Below are 22,172 nucleotides of genomic sequence, written 5' to 3'. Positions count from 1 at the left end.
CGTCCGGCACGCCGGGGCACCGGGCCTGGCCGAGTCGCAGAGCAACCCGGCGAGCCTGCGAGGGCCATGACCGGCCAGACCATCGGACCAACCGGCCCGTCGGCCGTCGAGGGCCGGGTGGAGATCACACCAGGGAGACCCGGCACCGGGCACGGGCCGGGCGCGCCGCGCGGCTAGGCGTCCTCCAACTCCTGGCGCTGCCTGCCCAGTCCGTCGATCTCCAGCTCCATCACGTCACCGGCGCGCAGATACGGCTTCGGCTCCGGGGCGCCCATGGCGACACCCGCGGGCGTGCCCGTGTTGATGACGTCTCCCGGACGCAGCGTCATGAACTGGCTGAGATAGCGCACCACTTCGGCCACCGGGAAGATCTGCTCGGCCGTCGTGCCGTCCTGCTTCAGCTCGCCGTTCACCCACAGCCGCAGACCCAGCGCCTGAGGATCACCGGCCTCGTCCGCCGTCACCAGCCACGGGCCCAGCGGATTGAACGTCTCGCAGTTCTTCCCCTTGTCCCACTGGCCGCCGCGCTCCAGCTGGAAGGCGCGCTCGGAGACGTCGTTGGACACGGCGTAACCGGCGACCGCCGCGAGGGCCTCCTCGTCCGAGGAGAGGTAGCGGGCGGTCCTGCCGATCACGATGGCCAGCTCCACCTCCCAGTCCGTCTTCACGCTCCCCCTCGGCACCAGCACCGTGTCGTACGGACCGACCACCGTGTCCGGAGCCTTCATGAACAGGATCGGCTCCTCCGGAATCGCGCCGCCCGTCTCCCGTGCGTGATCGTGGTAGTTGAGCCCGATGCAGACCACCTTGCCGATACCGGCGAGAGGCGGACCCGTCCGCAGCCCGTCCGCCTCCAGCGCGGGCAGCTCACCGGGTGCGGCAGCGGCGTCGCGCACGCGCCCCAGCGCCGCCTCGTCGGCGAGGAGAGCGCCGTCGATCTCCGGGACGACACCGGTCAGGTCCCGCAGGACACCTGCCTCATCCAGCAGAGCCGGGCGCTCCGCCCCCACCGGTCCGACGCGCAGCAACTTCACGTCCCACTCAACTCCCGAGGTCGTGCTCAGCGGACCCCGCCCCGGGGACCGGCCGCCGATATGTCTCGATCGGAATGGCCGATCCTCCAAGAGGCGGTTCAGCTCCACAACCCCGTGTTCATGTAGTGGACCGCCGCCCCCGGGACGCCGCTGCCGGAGCCGCGGCCTCGGGCCGTCCCGCGCGCAGAGCCGCACGCTCCACCGCCGTCCACGTCGTGCTCGTCACCACGTACAAGGCTGCAGCGAGCGGCACGACCGCCACCGTGACCAGCGTCCCGAACGACAGCAGCGGCAGCATCCGGCCCATCGCCGCACCCCCGGGCGCCGCAGGAACCCCCGCTGACGGGCCGGGTGCCGCCGCGGGCGCGAGGGCGGGCGCGTCGGCCATGAGCCTGCGCGTACGTACGAACGTCCACGTCGCGACCGCACCGACCAGCAGGAACAGGCCCACGTACACCAGGCCCGGACCGCCCAGAACGCCACCCGCCTCCAGAGCGCCGAACCAGCGCCCGCCGAGCGGAGCGCCCAGCAATGTGTGGCCCAGCAGCGCCTCGTCCGTGGTGAAGAGGTGGTACATCGCGAAGAACACCGGCAGTTGCAGGAACATCGGCAGGCATCCCGCCACCGGCGACGCGCCCTCCTGCGCACGCATCCTCTCCAACTCCCGCCGCAGCCGGTCCGGGTCCGAGCGGTGCTTGCGGTTCAGCTCCGCCATGCGAGGAGCGAGCGCGGCCCGGACCCGCTCACCCCGCACCGCCGCTCGCGCCAGCGGATGCAGCGCGAGCCGCACGCACATGGTGAACACCACGATCGCCGCGGCCGTCGAGAACATCGGACAACTGCGCCACAAATGCAGCGAAAAAAGACATGGTTGAGCCCTCCAGGGGTCTCGTCGGGCCGGATCGGGAAGCACCGGTGACCCACCGGTGCGAAGAAGATCGGCGCGACGAGCCGCGCGCACGCAGACCCACGCCCGGACCCGGGACCTCAACGACGTACCACCCCAGGCGAGACGCTCAACAGCGCCTCACGGGAGAGAGATCGATGAAGCCGGAGAACCCGAACCCGGAGAACCCGAACCCGGAGAACCCGAACCCGGAGAACCCGAACCCGGAGAACCCGAACCCGGAGAAACGCAGGTGGAGCGGAGCGAGCGCTACACGGCCGTCGCGAGGCGACGGCCCGGTGCTCGCGGACGCGGACGCCCGTCGGCATCCGGATCACACTGCGGCAGAAACGCCGTACGCAGCTCACGGTCCCTGATCGCCGTACGCACACGGGCCCTGGCCACCTGCGGCACAGCCGCACCGACGGCCGCGCCGGCCAGCGCATGGCACAGCAGCAGCACCGCGGCGGAAGTCGCCGCAGCCGTCAGGGCGGTGGTCAGCCCCGTCCCGGCCAGGAAGAAAGCGACGAGGGAGAACACCACCCCGGAGAGATGCACACGCAGAGCTCGCACCGTCGCACCCGCACCGGAGTCGATCACGCGCCCTGCCACCTCCCGGCCGTCATCCGCAACTCATCCTGCCCGTACGAGAATAGCCCCCACCGGAAACCATCGGCCGCCCGGCGGCCGGGGAACCCACCGGTGGATAATCGGCCCCATGAGCAGCAGCGCCCAACACCAGCCCGGCCGCCTCGTCCTCGCCACCCTCAACGCACACAAGGTCACCGAGCTCCAGGCCATCCTCACCGACGCCGGCACAGACCTCGAACTCGTCGGGGCCGACGCCTACCCCCACATCCCCGACGTCAAAGAGACCGGCGTGACCTTCGCCGAGAACGCCCTGCTCAAGGCCCACGCACTCGCCCAGGGCACAGGGCTCCCCGCCGTCGCAGACGACTCCGGCCTGTGCGTCGACGTCCTCGGGGGCGCCCCCGGCATCTTCTCCGCCCGCTGGGCCGGGCGGCACGGCGACGACAAGGCCAACCTCGACCTGCTGCTCGCCCAGATCGCCGACATCGACGCCCCGCACCGCGGCGCCCACTTCGCCTGCGCGGCAGCCCTCGCCCTCCCCGACGGCACCGAACGCGTCGCCGAGGGACAGCTGCGCGGCACCCTCCGGCACGCCCCCTCCGGCACCGGCGGCTTCGGCTACGACCCGATCCTCCAGCCGGACGGCGACTCCCGTACGTGCGCGGAACTCACCCCGGAGGAGAAGAACGCGATCAGCCACCGCGGGCGCGCCTTCCGCGCGCTGGCGCTGGAGATCAGGGAACTGGTGCGCTGAGCCGAGCGGTACCGGAGAACGAAGGGCCCCACTCGATTCCGAGTGGGGCCCGGTCGTGCGCGAGGAGGGACTCGAACCCTCACGCCCGAAGGCCCCGGGACCTAAACCCGGTCCGTCTACCAATTCCGGCACTCGCGCTCGCCAGCGCAGTCTACTGCCGCGGAGAGCCGTCCGATCTCGCTCCCCGCCCGCGATTGCGCCCGCACCACGTGTCGGTGCAGGCGTGGCAGTTCGGGCAGAGGTATCGCAGGTTCTGCAGTCTGTTGTCGCGCCAGTCACCGTTGACGTGGTCGATCTGCAGCGTGATCGGCCGGCCGTTCCAGAAGCCCGGGTTGTCGCAACGGGCACACATGTACGGCACCCCGGCCGCATCGAGCGCCCTGCGCAACCGCGCATGGTTCACGCGCGGCATGCCCTCGGGGCGGACCTGGAGTACGTCCTGGGCGTTCCGCCTCGCCGGAGCGGAACGCCGCGAGTGTTCAGTGCGCCGGCGGAAGTGGACGGTGTCCAGGCCGAGGCGGACCACATGCCGCTGGATCTTCATGCGGTTCGACTCGTTCACCGTCATGCTCAGTTCCCGCAGCACTCCGGCATAGGAGGCGCTGCGTGCCACTGCTTCACGCAGGTCCGCCTCGGGAACGGCGATGCGGGCGTGGGAGAAGTGCGAGACGTCCGCGCCGGCCTCATGGAGCATTCTGCGCAACGCGGCGCGTGAGCGGCCGTCGTCCGGCATGCCGAGCTCCCGTGCGAGGGCTCGGAGGCTCCGCACGGACCTGGCCGCCTCCCGCAGTTCATCCTCGGAAAAGGGCAGATCGGCCCGTGGCCGGTTCAAGCCGGGGAAGTGACCCACATCGACCCCCGCTGCGGCGATGCGCCTGCGGATGTGCGACAGCGTCCCGGTCGACGGCTCGGCGCCCAGGGCCGCGACCACCTCCCGGAGCCTCGTGGATGAGGCCACGGCCCGCGCGATCTGCTCGTCCGAGTACTTGCTCCACGGACTGCGGCGGGTGAAGTGGGCGGTGTCCAGGCCGAGTTCGGCCACGGTCCTCTGCAACGTACGACGGCGGCCGCCGCTGACACGCAGACCCAGCGTGCGCATCAGCTCAGACCAGTTCGAGGAGGCCGCCACCGCCTCCGCCAGCTGCTCACGTGTGTACTCCGTCCCCCGCAACGCTCCCGCCCCGTCCCGCATCCCCTTCGGCGCTGCCGCCCCAGTGCCGCACTTCGCGAACATTCGTCGTGGTCTCGTACAGATCAACGACGGAGACGGGAAGCGGTCACGCCGTTCCATCTGCGAGCCGGGACGCAGGTCAGGCCGGTCGGCAGCGCACAGCACACCGGCCCCGCACCGGAGGAGATCCGGGAGCGGGGCCAGGACGAGAAACAGGGACCGGACCAGGGCAAGCTGTGGCCGCCTACTTCTCCAGTTCGAGGTCCTTGATCAGCTTGGCCACGTGCCCGGTCGCCTTGACGTTGTAGAGGGCGCGCTCCACCTTGCCGTCGGCGTCGACGATCACCGTCGAGCGGATCACGCCCGTGACGGTCTTGCCGTACAGCTTCTTCTCGCCGAAGGCGCCGTACTCCTGCATGACTTCCTTGGAGGGGTCACCGACGAGGGTGACCTCGAGGTTCTCCTTCTCCCGGAACTTGGCGAGCTTCTCGGGCTTGTCCGGGGAGACGCCGATGACGTCGTAGCCGGCGCCGGTGAGCAGGCTCAGGTTGTCGGTGAAGTCGCAGGCCTGCTTGGTGCAGCCGGGGGTCATCGCCGCGGGGTAGAAGTAGACGATGACCTTGCGGCCCTTGTGGTCGGCGAGCGAGACCTGCTTGCCGTCCGCGTCCGGCAGGGAGAAGGCGGGGGCGGTGTCGCCGGGCTGCAGTCGCTCACTCATCTGTGCTCCTCGGTGTCGCTGTCGTCGGTCCCGAGAGTAGCCGCACGCGTCCGCGCCGGGGGTGCCGCGGGGCAGCGCGCGGGGTGAGCTGAGAGACTGTACGTCAGGCCATCCGCCAACGGCTCGCGGGTCCTGCCCGGTCCGGCGTCGCCGGTCCGTGCGGGGCGAGTTCGCGTGGCCGGTCCGGGGAACGCGGACGACAGCGGACGCGACGAACGCGACCGTGCCCGTACCGGGGCGGCCGACTGACGGGAACCGGGCCGTGGTTGGCCGGGTGAACGGCGTATGACGACGTATGAGCGACGGATCGATCGACGGAGGCGCGCGGTGCCACAAGGCAGGACTCCCGCGGACATCGAGGCGGACATCATCAGCAGGCGGCGTGAACTGGCCGCGACGCTCGATGAGATCGCCGTGCGCGTGCACCCCAGGACGATCGCGGGGGACGCGAAGGCGAAGGCCGCCGCGGCGGTGGACCGCACCGCGGGCCGCGCGTACGTCGCGGCCAACCGGGCGGTCGCCGACGTGCGGTCGAAGTTCGTCGACGAGAAGGGCTCGCCGCGTCTGGAGCGGGTGGTGCCGGTGGCCGTCGTGGCCGTGGTCGTCGTGGGCGGGCTGTTCGCACTGTCGGCTCGTCGGCGTCACCGCTGAGGCCCTGGGATACGGTCTAGCCGTGAGTTCCGAAACGTCTACCGACCATGCGGCCCCCGGCTCGAAGTCCGGCGCGGGCGCGGGCATGGCGCACCACGACAAGCTGCCGATCCGGATGCTGCACGACCGTGTGCTGGTCCGTACGGACATCGAGGAGGGCGAGCGGCGTTCGTCGGGCGGGATCGTGATTCCCGCGACGGCGGCGATGGGCCGCCGGCTGTCGTGGGCCGAGGTGGTGGCGGTCGGGCAGAACGTCCGTACGGTCGAGCCCGGTGACCGCGTGCTCTACGACCCGGAGGACAGGGCCGAGGTCGAGGTGCGGGGCGTGGCGTACGTGCTGATCCGGGAGCGCGATCTGCACGCGGTGGCGTCGGAGCGGCTTCAGGGCTCCGACGATTCGACGGGGCTCTATCTGTGACGCGGTTCTGTTTGTGACTGGGTTCTGTCCGTGACGGGGTTCTGTCCGTGACGGGGTTCCGTCCGTGACGGGGCTCTGTCCGTGACGGGGTTCCGTCCGTGACGGGGCTCTGTCCGTGACGCGGTGAGGTCCAGGACCTCCCGCCGTCGGCAGCTCCCACTCGCCGGCCCCTCGATCGAGGCTGACGCGCGGGCCGTCCTCCACCGTCAGCGTTGCGCGTGTCCCGGTACCGGACCGCCCCTTCGGGCGCACCGGCACGCACAGGCACGCACCGACCGCGGCGCACCCGCGATCCCCGCACTCACCGGACCGGCCCGCGCCGTCAGCCGCCTTCCCACTCCTCGCCCGATTCCGCGATGCGGGCGGCGGATGCGGGCTGTCCTGTCGTGTTGCCGCCCTGCCAGCCGCCCCCGTCGCCGGGACCGCCCGAGGTGCCCGTGTTGTCGCCGCCGTTCTGGCCGTCGATGTCGCCTCCGATCTCGCCGCCCGTCGGGGGCGTCCCCGGGTCCGTGGGCGGACCGGTGGGCGGGATGCTGGGCGTGCCGGGGTCGGTGGGCGGCGTCGTGGGCCCGGTGGTCGGCGGCTCCGACGTGGGACCCGTGGGCGGTGCGCTGGGGTCGCCGCTGCCCGGGGGCTTCGTACCGGGGATGTCGGCGTCGCCTCCGGTCTTGAGGTCGAAGTCGCGGATCGGCTGCCCCTTGAGGGCGGCCTTCGTGTAGTCGCCCCAGATCTCGGCGGGGAAGCCGCCGCCGTTGACGCGTTCGAGTCCGGCGGCCCCGTAGAGGGACTTCTGGACGCCGGTCTCGGAGTTCTGCCCCATCACGCTGATGACGGTGGCGAGTTCGGGGGTGTAGCCCGCGAACCAGGCCGCCTTGTCCTCCTCCGCGGTGCCGGTCTTGCCGGCCGCGGGGCGTCCCGCGCTCTGGGCGGCGGTGCCAGTGCCGCCCTGAACGACCTTGCGCAGTACTGCGGTTGTGGAGTCGGCGGCGCTGCGCTCGACCTGTTCGGAGACGTCGCGGTCGGGCAGTTCGATGACTTCGCCGCCGTGCGTGGCCTTCTCGACGAGGCTGTAGTGGCCGCGCTTCCCGTGGTTGGCGAGCGTGGCGTAGGCCTCGGCCATGTCGGTGGTGGAGGCGGTGGCGACGCCGAGGGCGATCGAGCCGTCCTCGGGCATGTTGGGGGTCTTCTCGGGGAGGCCGAGGTCGATGGCGGTGCGCTTGACCTTCTTGGGGCCGACGTCGACGCCCATCTGCGCGAAGACGGAGTTGACCGACTTGTTCATGGCCTGGGAGACGGGGATCTGGCCGTAGGACTTCTTGTCCTCGTTCTCGGGCGCGTAGTCGGTGCCGTTGCCGTCGCTGATGACTTCGCGTTTGTTCGTGCCGTCGTAGATGGTGCCGGCGGTGATGCTGCGGCCGTCCTGGGTCTTGGAGTTGTTCTCCAGGGCCGAGGTGAAGATGAACGGCTTGAAGGTGGAGCCGACCTGGTAGTCGCGGCGTGTGGCGTTGTTGACGTACTGCTTGGTGTAGTCGATGCCGCCGTACATGGCGACGATCTTCCCGGTCTTGGGGTCGACCGAAGTGCCGCCCGCGCGCACGTACTTGTCGACCTTGCGGTCCTTCTTGAGCTTGGACATCAGCCGTTTCTCGACGGCCTTGCCCATGGCCTTCTGCCGCTTCGGGTCGAGCGTGGTGGTGATGCGGAAGCCGCCGGCCGCCAGGCGGCGCTCGTCGATGATCTCGTTGCTGATCAGGTAGTTCTTGACGGCTTCGACGAGGTAGCCGCGCTGGCCGGACATGCCGGTCGCGGGCTTGTCGCGGCCGGGCTCGGGGAACTTGAACGCGTCCCGTTCGGACCTGGTGATCCAGCTCTTCTTGACCATGCCGTCGAGCACGTAGTGCCAGCGGGCGACGGCCCGTTTGCGGTTCTCGGGGTGCGCCTGGGTGTCGTATGCGTTGGGCGAGTTGACGAGGGCGGCGAGGTAGGCGCCCTCGGAGGTGCTGAGTTCGTCGACGTCCTTGGCGTAGTAGGCCTGGGCGGCCGCCTGTATGCCGTATGCGTTGCGGCCGAAGTAGCTGGTGTTGAGGTAGCCCTCGAGGATGTCGGTCTTGCTGACCTCGTTGTCCAGCTTCAGCGCGATGAAGAACTCTTTCGCCTTGCGCGTGAGGGTCTGGTCCTGGTTGAGGTAGTAGTTCTTGACGTACTGCTGCGTGATCGTCGAGCCGGACTGCTTCCCGCCGCCGGTGACCATGTTCCAGCCGGCGCGGAGCATGGCCTTGGGGTCGATCGCGGATTCCTGGTAGAACTCGCGGTCCTCGGCGGCCAGGACGGCCTCCTGCACGCTCTTGGGGACCTGCGCGAGGTTGATGTTCTCCCTGTTGATCTCGCCGTCGCGGGCGATCTGCGAGCCGTCGGAGTAGAGGAAGACGTTGGTCTGGGCGGCGGCGGCCTTGTTCGCCGGGGGGATGCTCACCAGGAGGTAGCCGGCCACGAGCACGCCGCAGGCGAGGACGAGTACGAGCATCGACCCGCCCAGCACCCAGCGCCACGTCGGCACGAACCGGCGGAAGCCGGTCCTGCTGGTGCGGGCGCTCCCCGTTGCTTTCGGCTCGTCGCTCATCTCTTCTGGGACCCCTCGTCCGAATTCGGGCGATCCGGTCATAACGCCCATCTCGTAAGCGCGCCTGCTCGATCGTCCAGCTCACCGGGGTCGGTCGTACACGAGCGCGGCCCCGTCACTGTACGTGCCACGGCCCCTTGACCGTGCACGCGAATAATCGTTGGCTGCCCGCTTCCCGCGTGAGCTAGGCTCCTTCGTTTCCCAATCGTGAGAAAGCCACGAAGAAGCCCTACTGGGATAGACGGAGAAAGGCTTCAAAAGGATGCGCCTGCGAGGCGTCTATTTCGCCGTGGCGGCGGGCAGTTTCCGCCGATACTCCACGTACCGGGTCGCGACGGCGGCCGGGGTCTTCACCAACACCGTCTTCGGCTTCATCCTCGCCTTCACCTTCACGGCACTGTGGAGCGAGCGGCCGCACCTGGGCGGTTACGACGAGTCACAGGCACTGACCTTCGTATGGATGGGCCAGGCGATGCTCTCCGCGGCGGCGCTGATCGGCGGCGGCTTCCAGGAGGAGCTGCAGGAGCGCATCCGCACGGGAGACGTCGCCGTCGATCTCTACCGCCCCGCGGATCTTCAGCTGTGGTGGCTGGCGGCCGATCTCGGCCGGGCGGGCTTCCATCTGCTGGCCCGTGGCGTCGCGCCCGTGGTCTTCGGGGCGTTCTACTTCGAACTGGCCCTGCCCGTATCGCCGTTGGCGTGGCTGGCCTTCCTCGCGTCGGTCACGCTCGGCATCGTCACGGGCTTCGCGCTGCGCTACCTGTTCGCGCTGAGTGCCTTCTGGCTGCTCGACGGTACGGGGCTGAACATGCTGAGCACGCTGATGAGCATGTTCTTCTCGGGGATGCTGCTCCCCCTGACCGTCTTCCCGGGCGCCTTCGGCGAGGTGGCGCGTCTGCTGCCGTGGGCGGCGACCATGCAGGTCCCGGTGGATGTGCTGCTGGGCGAGTACGAGGGGGCAGGGGTGCTGTCGGCCTTCGCGTTCCAGGCGCTGTGGGCCGTGGTGCTGCTGGGGGCGGGCAGGGCGCTGCAGTCGCTCGCCACGCGGAAGGTGGTGGTCCAGGGTGGCTGAGCCGACGCTGAGCGGCGGTGCGCGGACGGGCGTCACGGATCCGCATGCGGGCGTCACTGGCCCGCGCGAGGCCGGTGCGTACGTCACCGGCGGTCCCGCCAGGAAGCCCGCCGGTGACGCGGACGGCCCGGAAGCCGAGGGTCCCCTGGCCCGGCTGGGCTGGGGCCTGCGGGCGTACTGCTTCATCGCGGTGATGTGGGTGCGCTCCACGATGGCCTACAGGGCGTCGTTCGTGATGATGGCCGTCGGCAACTTCGCGATGTCGGCGCTCGACTTCGTCGCCATCATGATCATGTTCTCGCATGTGGAGGTCCTCGGCGGGTTCACGCTCCACGAGGTCGCCCTGCTGTACGGCACCTCCGCGGCGTCCCTCGGCCTGGCCGACCTGCTGCTGGGGTCCTTCGACCGCATCGGCACGCGGGTGCGCGACGGGACGATGGACACGATCCTGGTGCGGCCCGTGCCTGCGCTGGCGCAGGTCGCCGCGGACCGGTTCGCGCTGCGGCGGCTGGGCCGCATCGGCCAGAGCGTGCTGGTCCTGGGGTGGGCGCTGAGCGGTGTGCAGCTGGCGGGCGGCGCGTGGACGCCGCTGCTGCTGGCGGTGACCGTGCTGAGCGGAACGGCGATCTTCGGCTCGGTGTTCGTCGTGGGCGGCGCCTTCCAGTTCGTCGCGCAGGACGCCGCGGAGGTGCAGAACTCCTTCACGTACGGCGGCGCGACGCTGCTCCAGTACCCGCCGACGGTCTTCGCCAAGGACATGGTGCGCGGGGTGACGTTCGTGATCCCGCTGGCCTTCATCAACTGGCTGCCTGTACTGCGGCTGTTGGGCCGCGACGATCCGCTGCGTCTGCCGGGATGGGTGGACTTCGCGGGACCGGCGGTGGCGGCGGCCTGCTGCGTCCTGGCCGGCCTGGCCTGGCGTGCGGGCCTGCGGGCGTACCGCAGCACGGGCAGCTGAGGCATCACGGAACACGGGACGGAACCACCGGACGAGCGGGGCCGGGCAGCGGACGGACAGCACCGGCAGGACGAGCGGGAGGGGAACCGGAGGCGATGGACGGCGACTTCATCGTGCTGGAGGACCTGGAGAAGGTCTTCCAAGTGCGCAGGAGGACGGGAAGGCTGCGGCGCGAGCGGCAGGAGGTGCGTGCCGTCGACGGGATCTCCTTCAACATCGCGCGGGGCGAGATGGTCGGCTACATCGGCCCGAACGGCGCGGGGAAGTCGACGACGATCAAGATGCTCACCGGCATCCTCACCCCCAGCGGCGGGCGGCTGCGCGTCGCCGGCATCGATCCCGCCCGTGAACGCACCAGGCTGGCGCGGCGCATCGGCGTCGTCTTCGGGCAGCGCACGACCCTGTGGTGGGATCTGCCGCTGCGCGACTCCTACTCCCTCGTGCGCCGCATGTACCGCATCCCCGAGACCCGCTACCGCGAGAACCTGGAGCGGTGCGTGGAGCTGCTGGATCTGGGCGATCTGCTCGAAGTCCCGGTGCGGCAGCTGTCGTTGGGGCAGCGGATGCGCGGCGACATCACGGCCGCGCTGCTGCACGACCCGGACGTGCTGTATCTGGACGAGCCGACGATCGGGCTGGACGTCGTCAGCAAGTCGACGGTGCGCCGCTTCCTGAGCGACATCAACGCCGCACACGGCACGACCGTCCTGCTGACCACGCACGACCTCACCGACATCGAGCAGCTGTGCAAGCGCGTGATGGTCATCGACCACGGTCGTCTGATGTACGACGGTGCGCTGGCGGGCCTGCACGAGGTCGGCGAGAGCGAACGGACGCTGGTGGTGGATCTGGAGCGCGAACTGCCGCCGATCGAGGGGATCGAGGGGGCCCGCACGGTGCGGACGGAGGGCCCCCGGCAGTGGCTCGCCTTCCCCGCGTCGGCGAGCGCCGCCCCGATCGTCTCGCGGATCGCGGACGGCTATCCGCTGGTGGATCTGTCCGTGCGGGAGCCGGACATCGAGGACGTCATCTCCCGTATGTACGGGGCGAGTTGACCGGTACCTACGTCCGGGCGGGCGAGGTGCCCCTGAGCAGCTTCAGGTCCAGCGCCTCGGCCATCGCCCGGTATCCGTTGTCGCTCGGGTGCAGGTGGTCGCCGGAGTCGTACGCGGGGCGCAGGCGGTTGGGGTCGGCCGGGTCGCGCAGCGCGGCGTCGAAGTCGACCACCTCGTCGAAGACCTTGCCGGAGCGGATCTCCTCGTTCACCTGCTGCCGGATCACATCCAGCTGCCGTTCGTAGCCGCGGTGGCCGCCGAAGGGTGTGAGGGTGCCGCCGACGACGCGAAGGCCGCGGGCGTGCGCGTACTTCACCAGCTTCCGCAGGCCGTCGACGATCCGGTCAGGCCTGTTCTGCCGGGGCGGCTTGATGATGTCGTTGAGGCCCATCTCGATGACGACGGCCCTGACACCGGAACAGGAGAGCACGTCGCGCTGCATGCGGGTCAGGCCGCTGGGGCCGTTGTTGGGCGAGTAGCGGGGCCCGTCGACCAGGACACGGTTACCGCTGATGCCGCCGTTGACGACGCTGTACCGGGGCGCGTCCCGTTCCGTGCGCAGACGTTCGGCGAGGAAGTCCGTCCAGCGGCGGTTGGCGCCGGGGCTGGAGGTGATGCCGTCGGTGATGGAGTCGCCGAGCACGGCGACCGCGCCCCGCGTCTGATTGGTCCACACATCGACGGCGGTCAGGTGGCGCCAGTACGGGCTCTGCTGGGTGAAGGCCGTGCCCGAGGTCTCCTCGGCCTTGTCGCCCTGCGCCACGTAGCTCGTCTGACGCGCGTAGGGGTGGTACGTCACCGGCCCGGAGGGCTTCGGGGAGTAGGTGGTGACGAGCAGGTCCGCGGCGTGCGGGACGTTGAGCCGCACCGCGTCGCTGACGGCCTTGCGCCCCGGAGGGATCGTCACCGTGCGGGAGTTGCCGAAGGTCAGCCGGCGCATCGTGCCCGTGGCCGCGGTGGGGTTGCTGGGCGCGGCGGCGAGGGCGAGCGTCGCGTGGGTGATGGTGAGCGGCTTGGTGCCGTAGAGGTTGGAGAGGGTGATACGTGCGCCGGACCCGCCCACCGAGGTGTGGACGACGTTACGTATCGACATCTTGGCGTAGCCGTCAGGGGTGTTGGGCTCGGCAGCCACAGCGGGTGCCGACCAGGTGCCGACCCAGTTGCCCGAGGAGGCGGGCGCCGCGTCGTCACGGGTGCCCTGCGTGATGCCGTCGAGACTGCCGTCGTCACCGCCCACGCCGATGAAGACAGCGGTGGACACAAGCACGACGATCGCCGCCAGACCGGCGAGCAAGGCATAACCCATGTTTCTGGTCACGCTCGGTGTATCTCCTCGGGCAGGCGGAGCCCGAGGCTCCGAGTGGTCGCGGTCAAATGATCCCACGATCGCGGCATGGCCCTGTCCCCGGGGGGCGGCCAGGCCGGGGACGACCCGGTGGCCGTCCGCAATGACAGACGCCGTATGTCCGGGCTTCGTTCCACCTGTCAGGCACCTTGGGACACTGTAGGGGGGACAGGCCGAACGGTGGAGTGGATGGATCAGGCAAAAGCGGGCGACGTCGCCGCCGCAGGCGCGGGCGGAGTGAGGCCGATCACAGGCGGGACGGCGGCACGGGCCGCGGGCCCGGGCCCGGATCCGGGCCCGAACGGCCGTCCAGGCAGCGGCAGTTCGAACTCGGGCGGCGCCGCGGGTTCCGGCGGCCGCCAACGGCCCCCCAATCCGGGCCCCCTGGGTACCTTCACCGCGGCCGACGAGGAGCGGCGCCGCGGCGTGCGCCGGATGAAGACCATCGCGACGGCCGCGTTGCTGCTGATGGCGGTGGTGTTCGTACTGGCGAAGTGGGCGCAGCACGAGGGCGCGGGCACCTGGACGGGCTACGTCGCGGCCGCCGCCGAGGCGGGCATGGTCGGCGCGCTGGCGGACTGGTTCGCGGTGACGGCGCTCTTCCGTCACCCACTCGGGCTGCCGATCCCCCACACCGCCATCATTCCCACCAAGAAGGACCAATTCGGGCACACACTCGGGGAGTTCGTCGGGGAGAACTTCCTCTCCGGCGACGTCGTACGGTCCCGGCTGAAGGCCGTCGGCATCGCCGGCCGCCTCGGCGCGTGGCTCGCGCAGCCGGAGCACACGGACCGGGTCACCTCGGAACTGTCGACGGCGCTGCGCGGCGCCCTCGCCGTCCTGCGCGACTCGGATGTGCAGGCCGTGGTGGGCGAGGCCATCACGCGCCGCGCCGACGCTCAGGAGATCGCGCCCGGGCTGGGTTCGATGCTGGAGCGGGTCGTGGCGGACCAGGGGCACCGGCGCGTGGTGGATCTGGTGTGCGGGCGGGCGGCACAGTGGCTGGAGGTGCACAGCGACTCGGTGGTCGAGGCCGTCACCGGCGGCGCGCCGGGCTGGACGCCCCGCTTCGTCGACCGCCGCGTGGGCGACCGCGTATACCGGGAGCTTCTGCGGTTCGTGACGGAGATGCGGGACATGCCGGAGCACCCGGCGCGCGGTGCGATCGACCGCTTCCTGACGGACTTCGCGACGGACCTGCGTTCGGATCCGCAGACGCGGGCGCGCGTGGAGCGGCTCAAGAGCGACGTGCTCGGCCGCGGAGAGGTGCAGGACCTCATCTCCTCGGCCTGGAACGCGGTGCGCTCGATGATCGTCGCGGCGGCGGAGGACGAACGCAGCGAACTGCGCGTGCGGGCAAGGGCCTCGCTGCTGTCGCTGGGGCAGCGGATGGCCTCGGACGGCCGCCTGCGGGGCAAGATCGACGGCTGGATCGAGGACGCCGCGGTGTACGTCGTCACCACGTACCGCGACGAGGTGACGTCTTTGATCACGGAGACGGTCGCGAGCTGGGACGCCGACCACACGTCGAAGAAGATCGAGGCGCACATCGGGCGCGATCTTCAGTTCATCCGTCTCAACGGCACAGTCGTCGGATCCCTGGCGGGACTTGCGATCTACGCGCTGGTGAACGTCGTCACGCGGTGAGCGGTCACCGATCGAGGGCGAGGGGGCGGCCGTGACGCACGGCCGCCCTGCGGCAGCCGGCGGTCAGCCCGTGCAGACCTTGGTCAACTCGTCGGCCGCCTTGCCGACCGGACGCACATCGGGCTCGCGCCCGGCGTCGACGGCCTTCTGCGCGTCCTCCACCGCGGTGTTCATGTGGTCGACGGCCTTGTTGACGTCGGCGTCGCCCGTGTTCTCGTCGATCTTCTTGAGGTTCTTGTCGATGCGGTCTATCGACTCCTTGGCCTGAGCCGGGTCCTCGGACGCGCCGGAGACGGCCTTCTGGAGATCGTTGGCCGCGTCGGCGACGGTGACAGCCGTGTTGGCGCAGCTGACTGCCTTGTCCACCGCGCTGCACCCTGTCAGAACGGTGGCGGCGAGCGCGACGGTGCCGAGGACGGGGAGCACGGGAGAACGACGCACAGGAACCTCTTCCTAGTCAGTGGACGGGCCGCGCGGTATGACCCGCGCGGCCCGTACCTCTTCAGACGTGTAAAGCATACGCAAAGTTCCCTGACTCGAACCGCCCCTCGTGCGCTGCGGGTTCGGCCCCCTGGAACGTCCACGGCGACCGCGGCTGCGGCCCCCTGCCGTCAGCCGGCGAGCGCCTTCCGCTGGGCCCCGTCGAGCTGCGCGCATCCCTGGACGGACAGATCCAGCAGTTCGTTCAGCTGCTCGCGCGCGAACGGCTCGCCCTCGGCGGTGCCTTGGACCTCGACGAAGTTCCCGTCGCCGGTGCAGACGACGTTCATGTCGGTCTCGGCGCGCACGTCTTCCTCGTAGCAGAGGTCCAGCAGCGGCTTCCCGTCGACGATGCCGACGCTGACGGCGGCGACCGTGCCCGTCAGCGGCTGGGCCTTGCTCTTGATGATTTTCTTCTCCTGCGCCCACGCGACGGCATCGGCCAGTGCGACATAGGCGCCCGTGATCGCGGCGGTGCGGGTGCCGCCGTCGGCCTGGAGGACGTCGCAGTCGAGCACCACGGTGTTCTCCCCGAGGGCCTTGTAGTCCACGACAGCGCGCAGCGTGCGCCCGATCAGGCGGGAGATCTCATGGGTGCGGCCACCGATCTTGCCGCGTACGGACTCGCGGTCGCCGCGGGTGTTCGTGGAGCGCGGCAGCATCGCGTACTCGGCCGTGACCCAGCCCTTGCCGCTGCCCTTTCGCCAGCGGGGCACACCCTCCGTGACGCTGGCGGTGCACAGCACCCGGGTGTCGCCGAAGCTGATCAGAACGGATCCCTCGGCGTGCTTGCTCCAGCCGCGGTCGATGGTGATGGGACGCAACTGGTCAGCCGTACGGCCGTCGATACGAGTCATGGTGCGAGCCTAAGCCCTCGCGTCTGAACGCCCGTTCAGCCCACAGTCCGTTCACACTTCCAGGCATCCGCGGCACCGGCGGGCCGGAGAGTCACGGCCGCGCCGGCCTGGCAGCAGTGCGTCACATCATGTCCTCGATCTCGACGGCGATCGGGTCGGCGTCGGTGCCGATGACGATCTGTATGGCCGACCCCATCTTCACGACGCCGTGCGCGCCGGCGGCCCGCAGAGCCGCCTCGTCGACGAGCGCGGCATCCGCGACCTCGGTGCGGAGACGCGTGATGCAGCCCTCGATCTCGGAGATGTTGTCGAGTCCGCCGAGCCCGGCGACGATCTTTTCGGCCTTGCTGCTCATGTCTTTCTCCTGCTCTCCGGCGCCGCCTCACGTGCCGCGCACGCACCCCGGCCGACCGCGGTTTACACCAGTATGGGCCAATTGGCGGCCTTCGCCTCTTACGGTCCGGCGTGGGGGCATTCCCCGGTGGAGCCAGGGGGAGACACTCCCCGTTTCGCCGGGTACATATGCGCCCTTACAACAGCAAACTGCGCTTTCCGCGCTGCTGCACTCGTGCTACAAGAGGTCTAAACCATTCACGGGGTCTGCTCCGCACGGTCCGACCTCCCGCAGTCCACTGGAGGAAGCTGATGACCACGGCTACCGAAGCCCGAGGGACGGGCCGGGGCTCGGGTGCGATGGCTGTAGCCCAACGCATCGGCCGCAGCCTCATGCTCCCCATCGCCACACTGCCCGCGGCCGCACTCATGGTCCGGCTCGGCCAGCCCGACATGCTCGGCCGCCCGAACTTCCCGGACTCCATCAACCGCATCGCCCAGTTCCTCGCCAAGGGCGGCGGCGCACTGATCGACAACATGCCGCTGCTGTTCGCCGTAGGCATCGCCGTGGGATTCGCCCGCAAGTCGGACGGATCGACGGCCCTGGCGGCGGTCGTGGGCTATCTGGTCTTCAAGAACGTGCTGGGGGCCTTCAAGGACGGCAATCTGCCCCCGGTCGAGAAGGTCATCGACGGGAAGGTCGGCACCGCCGCACCACCCGTGGACGCCGGTGTGCTCGGCGGCGTGGTGATCGGCATCGTCGTCGCCCTCCTCTACCAGCGCTACTACCGCAAGAAGCTCCCCGACTGGCTGGGCTTCTTCAGCGGCCGCCGGCTCGTGCCGATCCTCTCGGCCTTCGCCGGCCTCTTCATCGGCGTGATCTTCGGCTACATCTGGCCGGTGCTGGGCACCGGGCTGCACGACTTCGGCGCCTGGCTCGTCGGGTCGGGAGCCGCGGGAGCCGGTGTCTACGGCGTCGCCAACCGGGCCCTCATCCCGATCGGCATGCACCACCTGCTCAACTCCTTCCCGTGGTTCCAGGCCGGCTCGTACAAGGGCCAGCACGGCGACATCGCGCGCTTCCTCGCGGGCGACCCCAGCGCCGGCCAGTTCATGACCGGGTTCTTCCCGATCATGATGTTCGCGCTGCCCGCGGCGTGCCTGGCGATGTACCACTGCGCACGACCCGAACGGCGCAAGGTCGTGGGCGGCCTGATGATCTCCCTCGCACTCACCGCCTTCATCACGGGCGTGACGGAGCCCATCGAGTTCTCGTTCATGTTCATCGCGCCCGTGCTGTACGCGATCCACGCGGTGCTGACCGGCATCTCGATGGCCCTGGTGTGGGCCCTGGGCATGAAGGACGGCTTCGGCTTCTCGGCCGGCGCGATCGACTTCATGCTGAACCTCGGCATCGCCACCAACCCGTGGGGCCTGATGCTCGTGGGCCTTGGCTTCGCGGTGATCTACTACGCCGTCTTCCGCTTCGCGATCATCAAGTTCGACCTGCCCACGCCCGGCCGCGAGGCGCCCGAACCCGAGGAACAGGAGCGGCAGCGGGAACGGGAGCGGGAACGGACGACCAACAAGGGCCAGGTCGGCGGCGACATGCCCGTCGCCGTCGCGGAAACGGCCACCGACAAGGCCATCGACAAGCACGAGCGGCCCGTCTCCATGGGCAAGGCACCCCGGAACACCACCCCGGACGCCCGGCCCGCACAGGGTGCCCAGCCCCAGAACGCCCGGCGCGGCCGGGACGACGGGGACGAGGACCAGGAGGGCACGCGCGCCGAGATCTGACCGCCGACGCACGACCGGAGAGTGACCACCGCGCCCACTGCCCACAGGCAGTGGGCGCGGTGCCGCGTGGCGGCAATGGCCCGCCGGAGAGGGCCGGGGCTCCGCGGCGCCGCTACAGCTCGTAGACCGCGCCGGGCCTGGCCAGCTCCACGGGGCCCTCGAAGACGTCCTTCGCGTCCCGGAGATTGACCTTCGCGTCGGTCCACGGCGGTACGTGCGTGAGGACGAGGCGCTCCACCCCGGCCGACTGCGCGCAATCCCCCGCCTCGCGGCCGTTGAGATGCAGGTCGGGGATGGCTTCCTTGCCGTCGGTGAAGGACGCCTCACACAGGAAGATGTCCGCGCCCTGCGCCAGCTCGACGAGCGAGCCGCAGGTCCCCGTGTCACCCGAGTAGGCGAGCACCTTGCCGCTTTCCCGGTGGGTGACCCGGAACGCGTAGGACTCGACAGGGTGCCGGACCTCCTCCGTGCGGACGGTGAAGGGGCCCAGCTCGAAGGAGCCGCCCCGCGTCAGCGTGCGGAAGTCGAAGACCTCGCTCATCGCGGAGTCGGACGGTGTGTCCCCGTACGCGACGGTCAGGCGCCGCTCGGTGTCCCGCGGTCCGTAGACGGGGATCGGCCCGCAACGTCCCCCCTCGTGGCGGTAGTAGCGCGCCACGAAATAGCCGCACATGTCGATGCAGTGGTCGGGGTGGAGGTGGCTGAGCGCGATGGCGTCCAGGTCGTAGAGGCCGCTGTAGCGCTGGAGCTCGCCGAGTGCGCCGTTCCCCATGTCGAGGAGCAGCCGGTAGCCCTCGGCCTCGACCAGGTAGCTCGAACAGGCCGACTCCGCAGAAGGGAACGACCCGGAGCAGCCGACGACGGTGAGCTTCATGAAGCGGGGACCTCCGTTGGCGGCTGTGGGGTTTTTCGAGCGTAAGCCGCTGGGTGCCGCGTTTGGCCTCAAGAGCGCGCTGGTGTGGGCGGAATCACCAGCGCGGGGTACGGTCGGCAATCTGTGCGGTAATGCCGCGCGGAGGTCCGGGAGGCGAGGCGGGCATGGACACTTGGTGGTGGCTGGCCCTGGGTGCCGTCGTGGCCCTGTCACTTGTGGCGGCGCTGATCGACGGGGGTGCGCGGCTCGGCCGTCCCTTTCGCCGCCTCCGCGGCGACCTCGCGCCTCGGAACAGCTCGCTGCCCGACCGTGGACCGCGCCCCGGGGAGATCTGGTGGACGCGTGAGCCGCTGCTCGTGCTGGTCCTTGCAGTACGCATCGACAGGGCCCGCGTCGCGCGTATCAGTGCGGAACGGCCGTCCCGCGAGGGCGAGTACCGCCTGCCGGAGTCGGCCGGGGCGAAGCTGGCTCTGCCTCCGGGGACCGTCGCCGACGCCGCGGGCCGGGTGACTGCACTGTGCACGGATGCCGACGCGGCATGGGACGTGGAGCTGAGCGAGTTCGGGCGGCGGGCCGGCGAGGTCGACCAGGACATCTGGGTGCAGGTGCGCCACCTGTCCGGCGAGACGTGACCCGGACCACAGAGGACAACCGGGACGGCGGCACGAGCCATCGCGGACCGCGCATGCGCATCAATCCGCCCTGCGCCGACCGGAGTTGACCCCGCGGCCGTCACGGCCGCCCGGCCGGCGCACGAACGGCCCTCAGGCCCAGAGCTGGCCCTGGAGCGCCTCGACCGCCGCATCGGTGGTCTCCGCCGTGTAGATGCCGGTGGAGAGGTACTTCCAGCCACCGTCGGCGACGACGAAGACGATGTCGGCGCTCTCGCCCGCCCGTTGGGCCTTGCGTGCGACGCCCGCGGCCGCGTGCAGCGCAGCGCCTGAGGAGACTCCGGCGAAGATGCCCTCCTCCGCGAGGAGTTCGCGGGTGCGGCGCACCGCGTCCTCGGAGCCGACCGAGAACCGCCCGGTGAGCACGGACTCGTCGTACAGCTCGGGCACGAATCCCTCGTCGAGGTTGCGCAGCCCGTAGACCAGGTCGTCGTAGCGCGGTTCGGCGGCGATGATCTGCACGCCGGGGCGCTGTTCGCGCAGATAGCGGCCGGCGCCCATCAGCGTGCCGGTGGTGCCCAGGCCCGCCACGAAGTGGGTGACGGAGGGCAGGTCGGCGAGGATCTCGGGGCCGGTGGTGGTGTAGTGGGCCGCGGAGTTGGCGGGGTTGCCGTACTGGTAGAGCATCACCCAGTCCGGGTTCTGATCGGCCAGCTCCTTGGCAACGCGCACGGCGGTGTTCGAACCGCCTGCCGCCGGTGAGGAGATGATCTCGGCTCCCCACATGCCGAGCAGCTGCCGCCGCTCCTCACTGGTGTTCTCCGGCATCACGCACACGATGCGGTAGCCCTTGAGGCGTGCCGCCATCGCCAGCGAGATCCCGGTGTTGCCGGAGGTCGGCTCCAGGATGGTGCAGCCCGGTGTCAACCGGCCTTCCTTCTCGGCCTGTTCGACCATGTAGAGGGCCGGCCGGTCCTTGACGGAGCCCGTCGGGTTGCGGTCCTCCAGCTTCGCCCAGATGCGCACGTCCTCCGACGGCGAGAGCCGCGGGAGCCGCACCAGCGGGGTGTCGCCGACCGCCTGGACCGGGGAGTCGTAGCGCATCAGCGGGTTCCCATGCGGACGCGCATGTGTGTGCCCGCGCCGCCCGCCACCGCGGGGAGGATCGTCACGTTGTCGCCGTCGCTGAGCTTCGTGCTGATGCCGTCGAGGAAGCGCACGTCCTCGTCGTTGAGATAGACGTTCACGAAGCGGCGCAGCTCACCACCGTCGACGAGGCGGCCCTGGATGCCCGCGTGGCGGCTCTCCAGGTCGTCGAAGAGCTCCTTGAGCGTGTCGCCCTCCCCCGTGACGGACTTCTCGCCGTCGGTGTAGGTACGGAGGATGGTCGGGATGCGGACCTCGATGGCCATGGAAGCTCCTGTGGATGGAAGGCGGGCAGGGCGGTGTGGCGGACGTGGTGGGCCCCTCGGCGGGGCGGGCGGTGGCGGCGGTCCGGCCGCCGTGTCCGTGCATGCCGGCCGCTGCGGGCCGGGGCACCGGATCAGACGCGGACGTGCGCGCGGCGCCGGGTCGCCCCCAGCGCGCTGGCGAGACGGCACAGATCGACGTGCAGGCGTCCGACGAGCAGCGTGCTCCGGAGCGTCGAAGAAGCTCTCACGTCGTGGACAACCATGGGCTCATCGTAACGATTCCCGGTCCGATGACCCGACCTTGATTCCATGATGTGGACCGAACCGTCTCATATGACGTCGTTCCATGCTTGACCTGCGGGAATCCCCCTGCCCGGATTCCACCGCGGGTTCAGGCGGGCGGTTCCTGGCCGTCCACGACCTCGACCTCTTCCTCGGTGACCTCGCCGTCCACGATGCGGAACGACCGGAAGGAGAAGGGGCCTTCGTCGTTGCCGCACTCCGCGGTGGAGACGAGCACGTAGTGGGCGCCCGGCTCGTTGGCGTAGCTGATGTCCGTGCGCGAGGGGTACGCCTCGGTGGCGGTGTGCGAGTGGTAGATGACGACCGGCTCCTCGTCCTTGTCGTCCATCTCGCGGTAGAGCCGCAGCAGATCGCCCGAGTCGAACTCGTAGAACGTCGGCGAGCGGGCAGCGTTCAGCATCGGGATGAAGCGCTCCGGGCGGCCCTCTCCCGCGGGACCCGCGATGACTCCGCACGCCTCGTCCGGATGGTCCTTGCGGGCGTGAGCGACGATCTTGTCGTGCAGCTCCTGGGTGATGGTCAGCATGCCCGGAAGGATATGCGGCGGCCCCGGTGCGCCGCCGGGGGCGTCGGACCGGGGCC

General features: G+C 70.2%; 23 protein-coding genes, 1 tRNA gene and 1 pseudogene. 9 read left to right on the top strand and 16 right to left on the bottom strand.

Annotated features, from left to right (window positions below):
• Positions 1 to 173 precede the first annotated feature (173 nt).
• The 3 genes from G4Z16_RS22270 to G4Z16_RS22260 all read right to left on the bottom strand — a co-directional run bounded on the left by G4Z16_RS22270 (position 174) and on the right by G4Z16_RS22260 (position 2,520).
• Complete coding sequence (locus tag G4Z16_RS22270) at positions 174 to 1,034, bottom strand: fumarylacetoacetate hydrolase family protein (RefSeq protein ID WP_197352458.1); 861 nt, start codon at positions 1,032 to 1,034, stop codon at positions 174 to 176.
• Between the two features lie 118 nt (positions 1,035 to 1,152).
• A complete protein-coding gene (locus G4Z16_RS22265) occupies positions 1,153 to 1,866 on the bottom strand; it encodes a YidC/Oxa1 family membrane protein insertase (RefSeq protein WP_197352457.1) in 714 nt (237 codons plus the stop codon).
• A gap of 324 nt (positions 1,867 to 2,190) precedes the next feature.
• Complete coding sequence (locus G4Z16_RS22260; protein WP_425508103.1) at positions 2,191 to 2,520, bottom strand: DUF6412 domain-containing protein; 330 nt, start codon at positions 2,518 to 2,520, stop codon at positions 2,191 to 2,193.
• Between the two features lie 118 nt (positions 2,521 to 2,638).
• Between G4Z16_RS22260 and rdgB the strand changes: the two genes are divergently transcribed.
• Complete coding sequence (gene rdgB, locus G4Z16_RS22255) at positions 2,639 to 3,265, top strand: RdgB/HAM1 family non-canonical purine NTP pyrophosphatase (RefSeq protein WP_197352456.1); 627 nt, start codon at positions 2,639 to 2,641, stop codon at positions 3,263 to 3,265.
• 56 nt (positions 3,266 to 3,321) lie between these two features.
• Here rdgB and G4Z16_RS22250 read toward each other — a convergent pair.
• From G4Z16_RS22250 to bcp, 3 genes are all read right to left on the bottom strand, one after another.
• A tRNA-Leu gene (locus G4Z16_RS22250) sits at positions 3,322 to 3,403 on the bottom strand.
• Positions 3,404 to 3,416: 13 nt separating this feature from the next.
• Positions 3,417 to 4,499, bottom strand: a complete 1,083-nt coding sequence (locus G4Z16_RS22245) for an HNH endonuclease signature motif containing protein (RefSeq protein WP_246530994.1) — start codon at positions 4,497 to 4,499, stop codon at positions 3,417 to 3,419.
• A 181-nt stretch (positions 4,500 to 4,680) separates the two neighbouring features.
• Positions 4,681 to 5,154, bottom strand: a complete 474-nt coding sequence (gene bcp, locus G4Z16_RS22240) for a thioredoxin-dependent thiol peroxidase (RefSeq protein ID WP_197352455.1) — start codon at positions 5,152 to 5,154, stop codon at positions 4,681 to 4,683.
• A 327-nt stretch (positions 5,155 to 5,481) separates the two neighbouring features.
• Between bcp and G4Z16_RS22235 the strand changes: the two genes are divergently transcribed.
• Positions 5,482 to 5,805, top strand: a complete 324-nt coding sequence (locus G4Z16_RS22235) for a DUF3618 domain-containing protein (protein ID WP_197352454.1) — start codon at positions 5,482 to 5,484, stop codon at positions 5,803 to 5,805.
• A gap of 85 nt (positions 5,806 to 5,890) precedes the next feature.
• A complete protein-coding gene (locus G4Z16_RS22230) occupies positions 5,891 to 6,223 on the top strand; it encodes a GroES family chaperonin (RefSeq protein WP_197354827.1) in 333 nt (110 codons plus the stop codon).
• Between the two features lie 322 nt (positions 6,224 to 6,545).
• Here G4Z16_RS22230 and G4Z16_RS22225 read toward each other — a convergent pair whose 3' ends face one another.
• A complete protein-coding gene (locus G4Z16_RS22225) occupies positions 6,546 to 8,843 on the bottom strand; it encodes a transglycosylase domain-containing protein (RefSeq protein WP_246530993.1) in 2,298 nt (765 codons plus the stop codon).
• 262 nt (positions 8,844 to 9,105) lie between these two features.
• On the opposite strand from G4Z16_RS22225, the gene G4Z16_RS32655 reads away from it, so the two are divergent.
• The 3 genes from G4Z16_RS32655 to G4Z16_RS22215 all read left to right on the top strand — a co-directional run bounded on the left by G4Z16_RS32655 (position 9,106) and on the right by G4Z16_RS22215 (position 11,928).
• Positions 9,106 to 9,915 (top strand): ABC transporter permease, encoded by an 810-nt coding sequence (locus tag G4Z16_RS32655; protein ID WP_246530992.1) that lies wholly within the window; start codon positions 9,106 to 9,108, stop codon positions 9,913 to 9,915.
• 193 nt (positions 9,916 to 10,108) lie between these two features.
• Entirely contained in the window at positions 10,109 to 10,873 is a 765-nt protein-coding gene (locus G4Z16_RS22220; protein ID WP_246531345.1) for an ABC transporter permease, read from the top strand.
• Between the two features lie 95 nt (positions 10,874 to 10,968).
• Positions 10,969 to 11,928, top strand: a complete 960-nt coding sequence (locus tag G4Z16_RS22215; RefSeq protein WP_197352451.1) for an ABC transporter ATP-binding protein — start codon at positions 10,969 to 10,971, stop codon at positions 11,926 to 11,928.
• Between the two features lie 7 nt (positions 11,929 to 11,935).
• Here the strand turns inward: G4Z16_RS22215 and G4Z16_RS22210 are convergent, their stop codons facing one another.
• Positions 11,936 to 13,234, bottom strand: coding sequence for an SGNH/GDSL hydrolase family protein (locus G4Z16_RS22210; RefSeq protein ID WP_197354826.1), 1,299 nt, complete (start codon positions 13,232 to 13,234; stop codon positions 11,936 to 11,938).
• Positions 13,235 to 13,462: 228 nt separating this feature from the next.
• Here G4Z16_RS22210 and G4Z16_RS22205 point away from each other — a divergent pair, with 228 nt between their 5' ends.
• Positions 13,463 to 14,920, top strand: a complete 1,458-nt coding sequence (locus G4Z16_RS22205; RefSeq protein WP_197352450.1) for a DUF445 domain-containing protein — start codon at positions 13,463 to 13,465, stop codon at positions 14,918 to 14,920.
• A 63-nt stretch (positions 14,921 to 14,983) separates the two neighbouring features.
• Here G4Z16_RS22205 and G4Z16_RS22200 read toward each other — a convergent pair whose 3' ends face one another.
• From G4Z16_RS22200 to G4Z16_RS22190, 3 genes are all read right to left on the bottom strand, one after another.
• On the bottom strand, positions 14,984 to 15,361 hold the full coding sequence (locus G4Z16_RS22200; protein WP_197352449.1) for a hypothetical protein: 378 nt from the start codon (positions 15,359 to 15,361) through the stop codon (positions 14,984 to 14,986).
• A 170-nt stretch (positions 15,362 to 15,531) separates the two neighbouring features.
• Positions 15,532 to 16,257, bottom strand: coding sequence for a ribonuclease PH (rph, locus tag G4Z16_RS22195; RefSeq protein ID WP_197352448.1), 726 nt, complete (start codon positions 16,255 to 16,257; stop codon positions 15,532 to 15,534).
• 121 nt (positions 16,258 to 16,378) lie between these two features.
• The gene (locus G4Z16_RS22190; protein ID WP_055485160.1) at positions 16,379 to 16,612 is read right to left on the bottom strand and encodes a PTS sugar transporter subunit IIB; all 234 of its coding nucleotides are present in this window, start codon (positions 16,610 to 16,612) and stop codon (positions 16,379 to 16,381) included.
• A 290-nt stretch (positions 16,613 to 16,902) separates the two neighbouring features.
• Between G4Z16_RS22190 and G4Z16_RS22185 the strand changes: the two are divergent.
• Positions 16,903 to 18,126, top strand: a pseudogene (locus tag G4Z16_RS22185) (PTS transporter subunit EIIC); the annotation flags it as partial.
• Between the two features lie 376 nt (positions 18,127 to 18,502).
• On the opposite strand, the gene G4Z16_RS22180 reads toward G4Z16_RS22185, so the two are convergent.
• Complete coding sequence (locus tag G4Z16_RS22180; protein ID WP_197352447.1) at positions 18,503 to 19,264, bottom strand: MBL fold metallo-hydrolase; 762 nt, start codon at positions 19,262 to 19,264, stop codon at positions 18,503 to 18,505.
• Between the two features lie 164 nt (positions 19,265 to 19,428).
• Between G4Z16_RS22180 and G4Z16_RS22175 the strand changes: the two genes are divergently transcribed.
• A complete protein-coding gene (locus G4Z16_RS22175; protein WP_197352446.1) occupies positions 19,429 to 19,896 on the top strand; it encodes a type II toxin-antitoxin system PemK/MazF family toxin in 468 nt (155 codons plus the stop codon).
• Positions 19,897 to 20,028: 132 nt separating this feature from the next.
• Here the strand turns inward: G4Z16_RS22175 and G4Z16_RS22170 are convergent, their stop codons facing one another.
• The 4 genes from G4Z16_RS22170 to G4Z16_RS22155 form a co-directional block, all read right to left on the bottom strand.
• On the bottom strand, positions 20,029 to 20,979 hold the full coding sequence (locus tag G4Z16_RS22170) for a PLP-dependent cysteine synthase family protein (RefSeq protein ID WP_197352445.1): 951 nt from the start codon (positions 20,977 to 20,979) through the stop codon (positions 20,029 to 20,031).
• Positions 20,979 to 21,287, bottom strand: coding sequence for a MoaD/ThiS family protein (locus G4Z16_RS22165; protein WP_197352444.1), 309 nt, complete (start codon positions 21,285 to 21,287; stop codon positions 20,979 to 20,981). The genes G4Z16_RS22170 and G4Z16_RS22165 overlap by 1 nt, the downstream gene beginning before the upstream one ends.
• A 131-nt stretch (positions 21,288 to 21,418) precedes the next feature.
• Complete coding sequence (locus G4Z16_RS22160; protein ID WP_343070883.1) at positions 21,419 to 21,550, bottom strand: putative leader peptide; 132 nt, start codon at positions 21,548 to 21,550, stop codon at positions 21,419 to 21,421.
• 128 nt (positions 21,551 to 21,678) lie between these two features.
• Positions 21,679 to 22,116 (bottom strand): M67 family metallopeptidase, encoded by a 438-nt coding sequence (locus tag G4Z16_RS22155; protein WP_197352442.1) that lies wholly within the window; start codon positions 22,114 to 22,116, stop codon positions 21,679 to 21,681.
• Positions 22,117 to 22,172 lie beyond the last annotated feature (56 nt).

The sequence above is a fragment of the Streptomyces bathyalis genome (assembly GCF_015910445.1).
GTDB classification, from domain to species: domain Bacteria; phylum Actinomycetota; class Actinomycetes; order Streptomycetales; family Streptomycetaceae; genus Streptomyces; species Streptomyces bathyalis.
The sequence above is the reverse complement of the archived record's forward strand: the minus strand, read 5'-3'. Positions and strand labels throughout refer to the sequence as shown.

What these genes read in the sequence shown, in the direction of transcription:
- rph (WP_197352448.1), bottom strand. Translation starts at nt 16,257, where the DNA reads ATGACTCGTATCGACGGCCGTACGGCTGACCAGTTGCGTCCCATCACC.
- rdgB (WP_197352456.1), top strand. Translation starts at nt 2,639, where the DNA reads ATGAGCAGCAGCGCCCAACACCAGCCCGGCCGCCTCGTCCTCGCCACC.
- G4Z16_RS22220 (WP_246531345.1), top strand. Translation starts at nt 10,109, where the DNA reads ATGTGGGTGCGCTCCACGATGGCCTACAGGGCGTCGTTCGTGATGATG.
- G4Z16_RS22170 (WP_197352445.1), bottom strand. Translation starts at nt 20,979, where the DNA reads ATGCGCTACGACTCCCCGGTCCAGGCGGTCGGCGACACCCCGCTGGTG.
- G4Z16_RS22230 (WP_197354827.1), top strand. Translation starts at nt 5,891, where the DNA reads ATGGCGCACCACGACAAGCTGCCGATCCGGATGCTGCACGACCGTGTG.
- G4Z16_RS22155 (WP_197352442.1), bottom strand. Translation starts at nt 22,116, where the DNA reads ATGCTGACCATCACCCAGGAGCTGCACGACAAGATCGTCGCTCACGCC.
- G4Z16_RS22175 (WP_197352446.1), top strand. Translation starts at nt 19,429, where the DNA reads ATGGACACTTGGTGGTGGCTGGCCCTGGGTGCCGTCGTGGCCCTGTCA.
- G4Z16_RS22190 (WP_055485160.1), bottom strand. Translation starts at nt 16,612, where the DNA reads ATGAGCAGCAAGGCCGAAAAGATCGTCGCCGGGCTCGGCGGACTCGAC.
- bcp (WP_197352455.1), bottom strand. Translation starts at nt 5,154, where the DNA reads ATGAGTGAGCGACTGCAGCCCGGCGACACCGCCCCCGCCTTCTCCCTG.
- G4Z16_RS22225 (WP_246530993.1), bottom strand. Translation starts at nt 8,843, where the DNA reads ATGAGCGACGAGCCGAAAGCAACGGGGAGCGCCCGCACCAGCAGGACC.
- G4Z16_RS22210 (WP_197354826.1), bottom strand. Translation starts at nt 13,234, where the DNA reads ATGGGTTATGCCTTGCTCGCCGGTCTGGCGGCGATCGTCGTGCTTGTG.
- G4Z16_RS32655 (WP_246530992.1), top strand. Translation starts at nt 9,106, where the DNA reads ATGCGCCTGCGAGGCGTCTATTTCGCCGTGGCGGCGGGCAGTTTCCGC.
- G4Z16_RS22245 (WP_246530994.1), bottom strand. Translation starts at nt 4,499, where the DNA reads ATGTTCGCGAAGTGCGGCACTGGGGCGGCAGCGCCGAAGGGGATGCGG.
- G4Z16_RS22165 (WP_197352444.1), bottom strand. Translation starts at nt 21,287, where the DNA reads ATGGCCATCGAGGTCCGCATCCCGACCATCCTCCGTACCTACACCGAC.
- G4Z16_RS22160 (WP_343070883.1), bottom strand. Translation starts at nt 21,550, where the DNA reads ATGGTTGTCCACGACGTGAGAGCTTCTTCGACGCTCCGGAGCACGCTG.
- G4Z16_RS22180 (WP_197352447.1), bottom strand. Translation starts at nt 19,264, where the DNA reads ATGAAGCTCACCGTCGTCGGCTGCTCCGGGTCGTTCCCTTCTGCGGAG.
- G4Z16_RS22265 (WP_197352457.1), bottom strand. Translation starts at nt 1,866, where the DNA reads ATGTTCTCGACGGCCGCGGCGATCGTGGTGTTCACCATGTGCGTGCGG.
- G4Z16_RS22215 (WP_197352451.1), top strand. Translation starts at nt 10,969, where the DNA reads ATGGACGGCGACTTCATCGTGCTGGAGGACCTGGAGAAGGTCTTCCAA.
- G4Z16_RS22205 (WP_197352450.1), top strand. Translation starts at nt 13,463, where the DNA reads ATGGATCAGGCAAAAGCGGGCGACGTCGCCGCCGCAGGCGCGGGCGGA.